Below are 13,036 nucleotides of genomic sequence, written 5' to 3' on the forward strand. Positions count from 1 at the left end.
TGTGGAGCATTTGACATCACGCTCCTCGCCAAGTCAATGGAAACCTTTCCGTCGTGCGGCCTGGAAGAAACACTGACATACTGCAAGTGTTAGGGATATCCTGCCAGCGGCGGGGACAAGAATGCGTTCTGTCCAACTTTTCGATTAAAATTCGCGAACGGGAATGCGCCTGCCGTTGAGCTTGAGCACTTCACATTCCGGAGCCCGCACGGTGCCGGGATCAAACATTAGAACGGTTGAGCGTGGTCAAAAAATTGTTTCAAGTCAGCGCAGTGCTGGTGACTTCACTCGCCGCCGCCACTGGCTGGGCCCAGGACGCGGGTGGCGCATTCCGTCGGCCGGCCGTGATCGCCTGCAACCCATCCGGTTGGACCGATGAAGCGCGGCGCTATGAACTGGAGGGAACGACTGTCCTGCAGTACGACGTCGACGACGACGGGCGGCCTTCATCGGTTCGCGTAACGCGCGGCAGTGGCTGGAAAATCCTCGATCACATGGCCATCCGTGCGATCGAAAGCTGCCGCTTCGAGCAGACCTCCGACCCGCAAGTCGTCCGTGCCGGATTGACGCAGACTTATCGCTGGAAGCTGGCAGACAATGGGCAAACGCCGGTACCGGCTGCGCTGGTGGCTAGCAGTTGCCAGCCGTCGGTGTATTTTGGCGCCTTCCTGCCCGTCACTGGCAATCTCATTCGCCGGGCTGACGGCATTGCAGTGCGCTTTCTTCTTGATGAAGGAGGCAATACCTTCGGTATGAAATCCGAGGAAACTGACCCTGCCGTCGTGAGCGCGGCAAGCGCATTGATAAAATCTTGCCGCTTTACGCCAGCCATGCTCGATGGCAAGCCGGCACGCGGCAATATGTACGGCTGGCTCATCGTGAAATAGCCGTATGAGGGAGGGGGAACCTGCCAGCCGCGCCTGAGCGCCTTACAGGGCTGTACGCAAGGCAAACAACTCGGGAAACAGCACCACGTCGAGCATCTTGCGCAGGTAGCTCACGCCGGCCGTGCCGCCGGTGCCGGTTTTAAAACCGATGATGCGTTCGACCGTCGTCACGTGGCGGAAGCGCCAGAAGCGGAACGCCGTCTCCAGGTCGACCAGCTTTTCGGCCAGTTCGTACAAGGCCCAGTGCCGCGACGGGTCCTGGTACACGGCCAGCCAGGCCGCCTTGACCGATTCGTCGGCGGCGGTGGGCAGGGTCCAGTCGGCGTTGAGGCGTTCCGGCGCGATGGCAAAGCCGCTGCGCGCGAGCAGCATCACCGCTTCGTCGTACACCGACGGCGCGCGCAGTTCGCGGTCGAGCACCGCGTGGGCCGCCGGCGCGGTTTCGTGGACGCCCAGCAGGGCGGCATTCTTGTTCCCGAGCAGGAATTCGAGTTCGCGGTACTGGTGCGACTGAAAGCCCGACGACGCGCCCAGGAATGGGCGGATGGCGGTGTACTCGGGCGGCGTCATGGTGGCCAGCACGTCCCAGGCGTGCACCAGCTGGTCCATGATGCGCGCCACCCGCGCCAGCATCTTGAAGGCGGGCGCCAGTTCGCCGGCGCGCAGGTTCACGCGCACGGCCTGCAGTTCGTGCAGCATCAGCTTGAGCCACAGTTCGCTGGTCTGGTGCTGCACGATGAACAGCATTTCATTGTGATTGGGCGAGCGCGGATGCTGGGCGTTGAGGATCTGGTCGAGCCCCAGGTAATCGCCATAGCTCATCGCTTCGCTGAAATCCATCTTGGCGCCGTGCCATTGGGCCGGGCATTTTGCTTCATCGGACATGATTCGCTTTCAGGTAACGGCGCCGCGGCTGGCGGCAATATCGTAGGCTTGGTCGTCGAGGATCTGGCGCAGGATCTCGACCGCATCCCATACATCGGCGAAGCTGGTATAGAGCGGCGTGAAGCCGAAGCGCATGATGGCCGGCTCGCGGTAGTCGCCGATGACGCCGCGCGCGATCAGCGCTTGCATCACCGCGTAGCCGTGCGGGTGGGTGAAGCTGACCTGGCTGCCGCGCCGGGCGTGCTCGCGCGGGGTGGCAAGACCGAGCGGATGGGTGGTGCAGCGCGTCTCAACCAGGTCGATGAACGCATCGGTCAGCGCCAGCGACTTGGCGCGGATGGCGTGCATGTCGGTCTGCTCGAACACCTCCAGCCCGCACTCGACCAGGGTGAGCGAGACGATCGGCTGGGTGCCGCACAGCGCCCGCCCGATGCCGGCGGTGGGCGTGAATTCGGGCGCCATGGCGAAGGGGTTGGCGTGGCCCCACCAGCCCGACAGCGGCTGGCTGAAGGCGCCCTGGTGGCGTTCGGGCACCCAGATAAAGGCCGGGGCGCCGGGGCCGCCGTTGAGGTACTTGTAGGTGCAGCCGACGGCCAGGTCGGCGCCGTCGCGCTGCAGGTCGACGGGGACGGCGCCGGCCGAATGGGCCAGGTCCCACAGGATCAGCGCTCCTTGCGCGTGCGCGTGGCCGCTCATGGCGGCCATGTCGTGCTGGTAGCCGGTGCGGTAGTTGACGTGGGTGAGCATGACGACGGCGCAGTCGGCGCCTATGGCGGCCGGCAGTTCTTCCACCGAGTCGACCAGGCGCACCTGGTAGCCGCGGTCGAGCCAGCTGGTCAGGCCCTGGGCCATATACAGGTCGGTGGGGAAGTTGCCGCGCTCGGTGACGATGACTTTGCGCTGCGGCGCGCCGGACTGCATGTGCAGGGCCGAGGCCAGCGCCTTGAACAGGTTGAGCGAGGTGGTGTCGTTGATAACGACTTCACCGGCGCGCGCGCCGATCAGCGGGGCCAGGCGGTCGCCGAGGCGCTTGGGCAGGTCGAACCAGCCGGCCGTGTTCCAGCTGCGGATCAGGTCCTGGCCCCATTCGCGCGCGATCACGTCCTGGGCGCGGGCGAGCGCCGCGCGCGGACGGGCGCCCAGCGAATTGCCGTCGAGGTAGATCACGCCGTCGGGCAAGTCGAAGTGCTGGCGCAGGTGGGCGAGGGCGTCCCCGGCGTCGAGGGCAAGGCAGTCGTTACGGTTCATCGTTCACCTTAAAAATTACTTTAGGCTTCATCTAATTGAAGCCGGTGCGGGAGTGTAGCAAGAATTTGGGGCGGATTGGCAGCCTGCTATCCGGACCGTTGAATTGCCGCGGCGCGGCAAACGCCATCCTTTTTCGAAGCGCGCTTACTATGGATGAGTTGTATCTGCGACACACTTAAATTTTTCGCCACAAAAATTTCTGAAAAAAGATGCATTCCGGCCCTAAAGTTTCGTCCGGGCATGCCGCTAACAACTCAGACAAGCGGGAATCCGAAGAATAATTTGAATTCTTTTCAAATTATTTTAAAAAAACCCTCAAGTTCTCCAACAGTTTGACGTAACCGGTACAAGACGACAGAAAAACCGCGTCGACGGGTCAGTTACACCGCGTCCCACAAATCGCTTTTCCGCCCTGGTGTCATAGGGGCGCGACCATGATCCGGCAGTGTTCGTAGGACGAACACCTACGGACTCGCCTCATCTGTACCTCACCCAAAATACAGGCGCGCGCCTATTCTCGTATTGTTGCTGTACAGTCAGAATCTATCTCACTGGCAATACGAACACAGCGCCAGATTTCAACGGATTGAAGGAGACGGAAAATGACTGCGAACGACATGATGGCTGAAATTCGTGATGCGAACCTGAGCTACCTGATGCTCGCCCAGCAGATGATTCGCGCCGACAAAGTGACCGCGATCTTCCGTCTCGGGATTTCGGCGGACATCGCTGAACTGATCGAAAACATGAGCAATTCCCAGATCCTGAAGCTGGCCGGCGGCAACATGATGCTGGCGCGCTTCCGTTTCGACGACAGTGCTATTCTGTCGATGTTGACCAACAACAGCAAAGACCGCGTTCTCGCCCAGTCCCACGCCGCCATCCTGATGGCCGGCCAGGCAGTCGAAGAAATCGTGTAAGGCTTGCTGGCTTTTTTGCAGCAAGCGCCGCTGAAAACAGCAACGTCGGGAGTCGTCATGTCCAAGAAAAGCGTCGTATCGGAAGCCCAGGAAATCCAGCTGGCGATCGAATTGATTCACCTTGGCGCCCGGCTGCAACTGCTCGAAACCGAGGTCTCGCTCTCGCGCGAACGCCTGCTCAAGCTGTACAAGGAACTCAAGGGCGTCTCGCCGCCGAAAGGCATGCTGCCTTTCTCGACCGACTGGTTCCTCACATGGCAGCCGAATATCCATTCCTCGCTGTTCATCAATATCCATAAATTCCTCACCGTCCACGCCGGCGCCACCGGCATCGAAGCGGTCATGAAGGCGTACAAGCTGTACCTCGAACAAATGCCGCCCGAGCCAGGCGTCGAACCGCTGCTGTCGCTGACGCGCGCGTGGACCCTGGTGCGCTTCTTCCAGAGCAAGATGCTGGCCATGGCCCCGTGCGACAAGTGCCAGGGCAAGTTCGTGGTCGATTGCCTCGACCTGAACCACGCTTATCAGTGCGGCCTGTGCAACATGCCTTCGCGCGCCGGCAAGACCAGGAAGGTCAAGGACGCCAAGGATGCCAAGGACGCGAGCGACGCCAAAGATGCGCACGACGCCGCGGCGGCGCTGCACGGCGCGTGACCACCGGCCAAGCCCCTCGTACCCCTCGTGCCTCGTCCGAAGGGCAGGGCGCCAGCCTTGCCCTTCGCCGCATCTGGCGCGCGCCCGCGGCGCAGGCGCTGGTGCTGCAGTGCGCCGCCTTCCCGCTGACCCTGATCGTGGTGTTCCTGCTGGCGCGCGCCGGCGCCATCCTGTCTTACGCCGACGCCGCCCTGATCCAGGGCATCCTGGCCTGCGCCCTGACGCGCCTGCGCGGCCTGGCCATGTGGTGGCTCGGCATCCAGCTGGTGTTTCCCCTGGCCCTGATGGGCACGCACCGCTTGCAGATTCCGCCGCTGCTGTTTCTGGCCATCTTCCTGTTCCTGCTGGCGCTGTACTGGTCGACCTTCCGCACCCAGGTGCCGTACTACCCATCCGGCAAGTGGGTGTGGAATGAAGTCGACAAGCTGCTGCCGAACGACAAGCCGCTGCTGGTGGTCGATATCGGCAGCGGCCTGGGCGGTTTTACGATGGAGATGGCGCGCCGCCGGCCGGCCTCGCAATTTGTCGGCATCGAACTGGCGCCGCTGCCGTGGCTGCTCAGCTGGATACGCGCGCGCCTGAGCGGCAGCCGCGCCCGTTTTGTGCGTGGCGATTACGATCATCTTGATTTAAGCAGCTACGATGCGGTGTTCGCTTATCTGTCGCCGGCGGCCATGAGCGCCTTATGGCGCAAGGCATCGCAGGAGATGCGTCCAGGTGCGATTTTGCTCAGTTATGAGTTTCTGATAACGGAAAAAACACCGGATATTATTCTTATGCCTACAGGGCGTGGCGCGCCTTTGTACGGATGGCACTTTTAGGAGACAACCGGGAGGGTTTTCCTTGCCGCTCGCGCCTTCTCACGCTATTGTAGTTCCGTATGTAAATTAAATGAATCGAGCTTTTTAAAGATCCGACAGCATGAATTGCCATTCATATATTGGCGTTGTTATCTTTAAAACGTCGGGCGCTGCCCGAGCTCTTTCCACCTTGGGAGTCAGCGCACTTTGTTAGTCATTCTCGGATACATCATCGTTTGCGGCTCGGTCTTCGGCGGCTTTGCCGCCAGTGGCGGCCACCTCGCGTCGCTGTTCCAGCCGCTCGAACTGGTGATGATCGGCGGTGCGGCTTTCGGCGCTTTCTTCGTCGGCAACAATAGCAAATCGATCAAGGCCACGCTCAAGGCCGTTCCCGGACTGTTCAAGGGGTCGCGTTATACCAAGGACCTGTATATGGAAATGATGTCGCTGCTGTTCGACGTCCTTTCCAAGGTGCGCAAGGAAGGCTTGATGTCGATTGAGGGCGATATCGAAAATCCGGAACAAAGCCCGGTATTTTCCAAATATCCCGGCGTGCTGGCCGATCACCATATTGTCGAATTCATGACCGATTATCTACGGCTGATGGTATCGGGAAATATGGATGCTTTCCAGATTGAAAATCTGATGGATAACGAAATTGAAACGCACCACCATGAAGGCGCGGTTCCCGCCCATTGCATCGCCAAGCTGGGCGATGGCTTGCCGGCGTTCGGCATCGTGGCCGCGGTGATGGGCGTAGTGCATACGATGGAGTCGGTCGGCATACCGCCGGCAGAACTGGGCATCCTGATCGCCAAGGCGCTGGTCGGTACCTTCCTTGGTATTTTGCTGGCGTACGGCTTCGTCGGTCCGCTGGCCAGCCTGCTCGAACAAAAGCTGGAAGAATCGACCAAGATGTTCCAGTGCGTGAAAGTGACCCTGCTGGCCAGCCTGAACGGCTACGCGCCGGCGCTGGCGGTCGAATTCGGGCGCAAGGTGCTGTATTCGACCGAGCGCCCGACCTTTGCCGAGCTGGAAGAGCACATCAAGAAATCGAAGACCAAATAAGCCCATCATGCACAGCGACCCTTCTTCCCGCATGATGCCGACCGCACGGAGCGCTTATGTCCGATGAAGGGCTGCGCCCGATTATCGTCAAGCGCATCAAGAAGACCGCCGGCGGCCACCACGGCGGCGCCTGGAAGATTGCCTACGCCGACTTCGTGACGGCGATGATGGCCTTCTTCCTGCTCATGTGGCTGCTGGGCTCGACCAGCAAGGGTGACTTGAACGGCATTTCCGATTTTTTCCAGACCCCGCTGAAGGTGGCGATGGCGGGCGGCTCGGGCAGCGGCGACAGTTCCTCGATCGTGCAGGGCGGCGGCCAGGACCTGTCGCGCCGCAACGGCCAGGTCAAGCGCGGCAGCAACGATCCGGACAAGAAGAATTACGACCTGAAAGCGGCCAAGGCGATTCTGGAAGCGGCCGAAGCGGACCGCCTGAAAACGCTCAAGGCCAAGCTGGAAGCGACCATCGAGGCCAATCCGCTGCTGAAAAAGTACAAGAACCAGCTGCTGCTCGATATCACCAGCGAAGGCTTGCGGATCCAGATCGTGGACGAATTGAACCGGCCGATGTTCAACCTGGCCAAGGCCGAACTGCAGCCGTACACGCGCGACATCCTGCACGTGATCGGGATCGTGCTCAACGAAGTACCGAACCGGATCGGCCTGTCGGGCCACACCGATTCGACGCCCTACATGAGCGACACCGGCTACAGCAACTGGGAATTGTCGGCCGATCGCGCCAACGCCTCGCGCCGCGAACTGGTCATCGGCGGCATGAGCGACGCCAAGATCCTGCGCGTGGTGGGGCTGGCCGCGGCCGCGCCGCTGGATCGCCAGGACCCGTTTTCCGCGATGAACCGGCGCATCAGCATCATCGTGATGAACAAGCGCACCGAAGAAGCGGTGATGCGCGATGGCGCCTCGCTGGACGTCCCGGAGCAGCCGGGCGTCGCTACGCCGGCAGCGGCGGCAGGGCAAACACCGGCACCAGCGGTGCCGAAGGCAGCGCCATGATGGTCAGGGAAGATAGGGGAGAGGGCGAATGACAAGAAAGAAAATACTGGGCTCGCACGTGAAGCGCTTGCTGTCGGGCGTGTCGGATCACGGCAAGAAGCACCTGACGGAAGTCGAGACCGATCTGATCCAGACCGAGCTGCTGCTGGAGGAAGCCATCGACAAGCTCACCAGCAGCTTCATGGCGATCCACACGGCGGTCGGAGCCCAGCAGGACACCATCAACCTGCTGCTGGCCGGCGGCACCCCGAGCGCGGAAGATGGCGCGCGCCTGGGCGGCATGTCCGACGAGATCGGCGCGCACGTGAACACGGCCATTACCAGCATGCAGTTCCAGGACATGACGAGCCAGCTGATCGACCGCACCCTGAAACGGGTGACCGGCCTGCGCGAATTTCTCGGCACCCTGGGCTCGCACGGCGCCGACATCGTGCCGGAGGCGGGCAGCGAGGAAATCGTCGAACTGCTCGGCAAGGTCAGCATGGCGCTGGCGATCCAGTCGCTCGAATTACGCAGTGTACTAAGAAAAGCAGTCAATCAGCAGCATCTGGAAAGTGGCGACATAGAACTGTTCTAAGGTTCACTCTCGATGATTATGGGCGCGGTGCCCCCGATTTAAAAAAAGCAGGAGCAAAAATGGCTAAAACAATACTCGCAGTCGACGATTCCAGTTCGCTGCGCCAGATGGTGGCATTCAGTCTCAAGGCCGCCGGTTACCTCGTGGTGGAAGCGGTCGACGGCCAGGACGGGCTGGAAAAGGCCAAGCAGCAGACGGTCGACCTGGTGCTGACCGACCAGAACATGCCGCGCATGGACGGCCTGTCGCTGATCAAGCTGCTGCGCGGCCTGCCCGCGTACCAGAAGGTGCCGATCCTGATGCTGACCACCGAATCGTCCGACGAAATGAAGACCAAGGGACGTGCGGCCGGCGCCAACGGCTGGCTGGTCAAGCCGTTCGACCCGCAGCGCCTGATCGAAGTGGTCAAAAAAGTCATCGGCTGATGACCGGGGTGGGAGCACGCGCAATGATGCATCGCGAAATTCACGGAGTCTGAACATGACCATCGACATAAGCCAGTTTTTCCAGGTCTTCTTCGATGAAGCCGAAGAACTGCTGGCCGAAAAAGAGCGTCTGCTGCTGGCCGTCGACATTGCGTCGCCGGATCCGGAAGACCTGAACGCCATTTTCCGCACCGCCCACTCGATCAAGGGCGGTTCGTCGACGTTCGGCCTGAACGACATGACCGAAGTGACGCACATCCTCGAGTCGCTGCTCGACCGCATCCGCAAGGGTGAAATGGCGCTCACCGCCGAGCACGTGGACGCCTTTTTGGCGGCCAAGGACATCCTCAAGATGCAGCTCGACGGCCACCGCAACGGCGCCCACGTCGACCAGGACGCCGTGGCCGACGTGCGCATGATGCTGCAGGAGCTCTCGCAGGACGTGGTGCCGGTGGCCGCGCCGCCGGCGCCGTCGTTCATCCAGAGTTCGATCAAGGCCAACGTGAGCAGCGGCGGGCGGCGCTTTCGCATCGAGATGCCGCATGTCGAGCAGCGCGACGTCAATGCGCTGACCGCCGAACTGGGGCTGCTCGGGCGCGTGTCGGTCATGCCGCTGCCGGGCGAGCGGCATGCGATCACCGTTACCACCCACGAGTCGCTCGAGGACATCATCGCGATCTGCTCGTTCGTGCTCGATCCCGACGACCTGAAGATCTTCGAGGCGCCCGCGCTCACGCCCGAGCAGCAGGTCCTCGAAGACCGCGAACGGGCCAAGGTCGAAGACGACATGGGCTACGGTTTCTTCGACCCGATCGACGCGCCCAGCCAGGACAAGACCGACGAGGAACGCGGCTACGGTTTCTTCCAGCCGATCGAACATATCCGCACCAGCGCCGGCATTGTCGCAGCGCCGCCGGCCAGCGCCGCGCCGGCCCCCGTGCGCGCCGAGCCGCTCGACGTCACCGAGACGGCCGAGAAAAAGGTCGTCAAGAAGGACGACAAGCACGCCGCCGCCGAATCGTCGTCGATCCGCGTCTCGATCGAGAAGGTCGACCAGTTGATCAACCTGATCGGCGAACTGGTGATCACCCAGGCCATGATCGAGCAGCGCAGCGACGCGCTCGACCCGATGCTGCACGAGCGCCTGTTGAACAGCGTCAGCCAGCTCACGCGCAATACGCGCGACCTGCAGGAAGCGGTCATGTCGATCCGCATGATGCCGATGGATTTCGTGTTCTCGCGCTTTCCGCGCATGGTGCGCGACCTGGCGGCCAAATTGGGCAAGAAGGTCGACTTCATCACCAACGGCGCCGCCACCGAATTGGACAAGGGCCTGATCGAGCGCATCGTCGATCCGCTCACCCACCTGGTACGCAACAGCATCGACCACGGCATCGAAATGCCGGAAGCGCGCGCCGCCGCCGGCAAGACCGAAGCGGGGCGCCTGTTCCTCTCGGCCGGCCACCAGGGCGGCAATATCGTGATCGAAGTGTCCGACGACGGCGCCGGCCTGAACCGCGAACGCATTCTGGCCAAGGCGGCCCAGAGCGGGCTGCCGGTGAGCGAGAACATGAGCGACGCGGACGTCTGGCAGCTCATTTTCGCGCCGGGCTTTTCGACCGCCGAAACCGTGACCGACGTCTCGGGACGCGGCGTGGGCATGGATGTCGTCAAGCGCAACATCATGGCCATGGGCGGCTCGGTCGATATCCGCTCGGCCAAGGGCTTCGGCACCACGATCTCGATCTCGCTGCCGCTCACGCTGGCCATCTTGGACGGCATGTCGATCCGCTGCGGCGAAGAAGTGTACATCCTGCCGCTCGGCTTCGTGGTCGAGTCGCTCCAGCCTTCGCCGGAAGACATCAAGGAAATCTCCGGACGCGGCCCCGTGATCAAGGTGCGCGGCGAATACCTGCCCCTCATTCCGCTGTACCAGATGTTCGACATCGTGCCGCGCTTTACCAATCCGTGCGAAGGCATCGTCGTGATCCTAGAGTCGGACGGGCGCAAGGCCGGGCTGTTTGTCGATGATCTGGTCGGACAGCAGCAGGTCGTGGTCAAGAACCTCGAATCGAATTACCGCAAGGTGACCGGGATTTCCGGCGCCACCATCTTAGGCGATGGCGGCGTGTCGCTCATTCTCGATGTCTCGGCCCTGATGCGCTCCTCGCGCCAGCTGGCCGACGACGCCATCTTCTCCTAACCAATACCAGCAACCAGATAGGGATTTATCATGTCAATGACCTCAACCTCCTCCAAGAACGGCGACGTCAAGGATGGCGCCGGAAGCGAGTTCCTGGCCTTCACGCTCGGCTCCGAAGAATACGGGATCGACATTCTGAAAGTGCAGGAAATCCGCGGCTACGAAGTGGTGACGCGGATTGCCAACGCGCCGGAGTTCATCAAGGGCGTGATCAACCTGCGCGGCATCATCATTCCGGTGGTCGACATGCGCATCAAGTTCAACCTCGGCACCCCGGTGTACGACCAGTTCACGGTGGTCATCATCCTCAACATCGGCGGGCGCATCATGGGCATGGTGGTCGACAGCGTCTCCGACGTGACCACGCTCACGCCCGAGCAGATCAAGCCGGCCCCGGAAATGGGCACCGCCTTCGGTTCAGACTACCTGGTGGGCCTGGGCACGGTCGACGAGCGCATGCTGATCCTGATCGACATCGACAAGCTGATGTCGTCGGGCGAAATGGGCCTGATCGAAAAACTGGCCGCCTGAGACACGCAAGACTGACAACCGCAATGCCGGCGGGAGCGACTCCACAGAAGCGGCCACGCCACCATCATATGAAGTATCGAGGAGAGAACGATGAATCTGCGCGATTTTAGAATAGGTACGCGTCTGGCCTTCGGTTTCGGCAGCATCCTGCTGATTCTGGTGGCGATGGCGTTGATGGCGAGTTTGCTCAATTCTCGCAACAAGAACAGCCTGATGACGGGTCTGGCCAGCGCCAGCGCCCAGAACCTGCACGCGGCAAGCATGAAGAGTGCGATGCTCGAGACCGGCATCGCCATGCGCAATATCGGCCTGCAGGCCGACGTCGCGCTGATGCAGAAGGAACAGGACAAGGTCAAGGTGCAGAGCAAGCGCTATGAGGATGCGCGCACCAGGCTGCAGGCGACGGGCCTGGACGAAGCCGAAACCAAGCTGCTGTCCGACATCGCCGCGCTCGACAAGGAAGTCGACGTCGCCTTCAAGGAAGCCATCGGCCAGGTGCTGGCGTTTAACAGCGAAGGCGCGGCCAAGGTCATCGCCCAGCGCATCGATCCGCTGAACCAGAAGACGCTCGATGTCCTCAACAAGCTGGTCGACAAGCAGCAACTGGAAGCGGACGATTTCCTCAAGAAGTCGGTGCTGGCCGACCAGCGCGTGGGCATGATCATGTTCGCGGTGTGCGCCCTGGCCGTGGCGCTGGGTGTGGTGTGCGCCCTGGTCATCACGCGTTCGATCGCTTCGCCCCTGCTGGGCGCCGTGCGGGTGGCCAAGAAGGTCGCCGCCGGCGAACTGACCTCGGAAATCCGGGTCGAGGGCAAGGATGAAACGAGCGAACTGCTGCAGGCGCTCAAGGACATGAACGACAGCCTGTCGAAGACCGTGGGCGACGTGCGCTCCGGGACCGAAATGATCACCGTGGCTTCGCAGGAAATCGCCTCGGGCAACGCCGACCTGTCCTCGCGCACCGAGTCGCAAGCCAGCTCGCTCGAAGAAACCGCCAGCTCGATGGAAGAACTGACCAGCACCGTCAAGCAGAATGCCGACAATGCGCGCCAGGCCAACCAGCTGGCCGTGTCGGCATCGTCGGTGGCGGTCAAGGGCGGCGCCGTGGTGTCGCAGGTTGTCGATACGATGGGTTCGATCAAGGAAAGCTCGCGCAAGATCGTCGACATCATCGGCGTCATCGACGGCATCGCCTTCCAGACCAACATCCTGGCGCTGAACGCCGCGGTGGAAGCGGCGCGCGCCGGCGAACAGGGCCGCGGCTTCGCGGTGGTGGCATCGGAAGTGCGCAACCTGGCGCAACGCTCGGCCGGCGCGGCCAAGGAAATCAAGGCGCTGATCGGCGACTCGGTCGACAAGGTCGATGCCGGCAGCAAGCTGGTAGACGAAGCTGGCCAGACCATGGACCTGATCGTGACCTCGATCAAGCAGGTGGCCGACATCATGGGCGAGATCACCGCTGCGACCCAGGAACAGAGCAACGGCATCGAAGAAGTCAACCAGGCCATCACCCAGATGGACGAAATGACGCAGCAGAACGCGGCCCTGGTCGAGGAAGCCGCGGCAGCGGCGGAAAGCATGCAGGAGCAGGCGCAGTTGCTGGCCGCCGCCGTGAGCATCTTCAAGCTCAATGGCGACGAGCGCAAGGCGGCCGTGCATGCGCCTGCCCCATCCCGCGCCGCGCCGGCGCCGCAGCGCGCCCCGGCGCGCGCGGTGGCCACCGTGGCCAAGCCGGCGCCGGCATCGAAGCCGCGCAAGCTGGCCGCGGCGGCGCCGGGAGACGACTGGGAAGAGTTTTAAGCTGCCGGCGGCCAGCCGGCCGCGC

The 13,036-nt window shown here is 62.2% G+C and carries 13 protein-coding genes; 11 read left to right on the forward strand and 2 right to left on the reverse strand.

Annotated features, from left to right (window positions below):
• The first annotated feature begins 242 nt into the window (after positions 1-242).
• Positions 243-887: an energy transducer TonB gene (locus tag RBA40_RS01620; RefSeq protein ID WP_306645380.1), complete on the forward strand. Its 645-nt coding sequence runs from the start codon at positions 243-245 to the stop codon at positions 885-887.
• Positions 888-929: 42 nt separating this feature from the next.
• Here RBA40_RS01620 and kynA read toward each other — a convergent pair whose 3' ends face one another.
• Together kynA and kynU are read right to left on the reverse strand one after the other, a co-directional pair.
• The gene (gene kynA / locus RBA40_RS01625) at positions 930-1,772 is read right to left on the reverse strand and encodes a tryptophan 2,3-dioxygenase (protein ID WP_306645382.1); all 843 of its coding nucleotides are present in this window, start codon (positions 1,770-1,772) and stop codon (positions 930-932) included.
• Between the two features lie 9 nt (positions 1,773-1,781).
• Positions 1,782-3,020 carry a kynureninase gene (gene kynU, locus RBA40_RS01630; protein ID WP_306645384.1) on the reverse strand — a complete coding sequence of 413 codons (1,239 nt, stop codon included), beginning with the start codon at positions 3,018-3,020 and terminating at the stop codon, positions 1,782-1,784.
• A 602-nt stretch (positions 3,021-3,622) separates the two neighbouring features.
• Between kynU and flhD the strand changes: the two genes are divergently transcribed.
• From flhD to RBA40_RS01680, 10 genes are all read left to right on the forward strand, one after another.
• Positions 3,623-3,940, forward strand: a complete 318-nt coding sequence (gene flhD / locus RBA40_RS01635) for a flagellar transcriptional regulator FlhD (protein WP_054267168.1) — start codon at positions 3,623-3,625, stop codon at positions 3,938-3,940.
• Positions 3,941-3,997: 57 nt separating this feature from the next.
• Positions 3,998-4,594, forward strand: a complete 597-nt coding sequence (gene flhC, locus RBA40_RS01640; RefSeq protein WP_306645386.1) for a flagellar transcriptional regulator FlhC — start codon at positions 3,998-4,000, stop codon at positions 4,592-4,594.
• A complete protein-coding gene (locus tag RBA40_RS01645) occupies positions 4,591-5,415 on the forward strand; it encodes a class I SAM-dependent methyltransferase (protein ID WP_306645388.1) in 825 nt (274 codons plus the stop codon). Before flhC ends, RBA40_RS01645 begins: the two co-directional genes overlap by 4 nt.
• Before the next feature lie 186 nt (positions 5,416-5,601).
• Positions 5,602-6,462, forward strand: a complete 861-nt coding sequence (gene motA / locus RBA40_RS01650; protein ID WP_099876852.1) for a flagellar motor stator protein MotA — start codon at positions 5,602-5,604, stop codon at positions 6,460-6,462.
• A 56-nt stretch (positions 6,463-6,518) separates the two neighbouring features.
• Positions 6,519-7,475 carry a flagellar motor protein MotB gene (gene motB, locus RBA40_RS01655; protein WP_306645390.1) on the forward strand — a complete coding sequence of 319 codons (957 nt, stop codon included), beginning with the start codon at positions 6,519-6,521 and terminating at the stop codon, positions 7,473-7,475.
• Positions 7,476-7,503: 28 nt separating this feature from the next.
• Entirely contained in the window at positions 7,504-8,052 is a 549-nt protein-coding gene (locus RBA40_RS01660) for a chemotaxis protein (RefSeq protein ID WP_099876858.1), read from the forward strand.
• Positions 8,053-8,111: 59 nt separating this feature from the next.
• The gene (locus RBA40_RS01665) at positions 8,112-8,477 is read left to right on the forward strand and encodes a response regulator (RefSeq protein WP_054267173.1); all 366 of its coding nucleotides are present in this window, start codon (positions 8,112-8,114) and stop codon (positions 8,475-8,477) included.
• Between the two features lie 55 nt (positions 8,478-8,532).
• Entirely contained in the window at positions 8,533-10,680 is a 2,148-nt protein-coding gene (gene cheA / locus RBA40_RS01670) for a chemotaxis protein CheA (RefSeq protein ID WP_306645392.1), read from the forward strand.
• A gap of 36 nt (positions 10,681-10,716) precedes the next feature.
• Complete coding sequence (locus RBA40_RS01675) at positions 10,717-11,211, forward strand: chemotaxis protein CheW (protein ID WP_306628173.1); 495 nt, start codon at positions 10,717-10,719, stop codon at positions 11,209-11,211.
• Positions 11,212-11,301: 90 nt separating this feature from the next.
• Positions 11,302-13,011, forward strand: a complete 1,710-nt coding sequence (locus tag RBA40_RS01680; protein ID WP_306645394.1) for a methyl-accepting chemotaxis protein — start codon at positions 11,302-11,304, stop codon at positions 13,009-13,011.
• Positions 13,012-13,036 lie beyond the last annotated feature (25 nt).

Source organism: Massilia pseudoviolaceinigra (assembly GCF_030846505.1).
GTDB lineage: Bacteria > Pseudomonadota > Gammaproteobacteria > Burkholderiales > Burkholderiaceae_D > Telluria_A > Telluria_A violaceinigra.

What these genes read in the sequence shown, in the direction of transcription:
- kynA (WP_306645382.1), bottom strand. Translation starts at nt 1,772, where the DNA reads ATGTCCGATGAAGCAAAATGCCCGGCCCAATGGCACGGCGCCAAGATG.
- kynU (WP_306645384.1), bottom strand. Translation starts at nt 3,020, where the DNA reads ATGAACCGTAACGACTGCCTTGCCCTCGACGCCGGGGACGCCCTCGCC.
- flhD (WP_054267168.1), top strand. Translation starts at nt 3,623, where the DNA reads ATGACTGCGAACGACATGATGGCTGAAATTCGTGATGCGAACCTGAGC.
- flhC (WP_306645386.1), top strand. Translation starts at nt 3,998, where the DNA reads ATGTCCAAGAAAAGCGTCGTATCGGAAGCCCAGGAAATCCAGCTGGCG.
- motB (WP_306645390.1), top strand. Translation starts at nt 6,519, where the DNA reads ATGTCCGATGAAGGGCTGCGCCCGATTATCGTCAAGCGCATCAAGAAG.
- RBA40_RS01660 (WP_099876858.1), top strand. Translation starts at nt 7,504, where the DNA reads ATGACAAGAAAGAAAATACTGGGCTCGCACGTGAAGCGCTTGCTGTCG.
- RBA40_RS01665 (WP_054267173.1), top strand. Translation starts at nt 8,112, where the DNA reads ATGGCTAAAACAATACTCGCAGTCGACGATTCCAGTTCGCTGCGCCAG.
- cheA (WP_306645392.1), top strand. Translation starts at nt 8,533, where the DNA reads ATGACCATCGACATAAGCCAGTTTTTCCAGGTCTTCTTCGATGAAGCC.
- RBA40_RS01675 (WP_306628173.1), top strand. Translation starts at nt 10,717, where the DNA reads ATGACCTCAACCTCCTCCAAGAACGGCGACGTCAAGGATGGCGCCGGA.
- RBA40_RS01680 (WP_306645394.1), top strand. Translation starts at nt 11,302, where the DNA reads ATGAATCTGCGCGATTTTAGAATAGGTACGCGTCTGGCCTTCGGTTTC.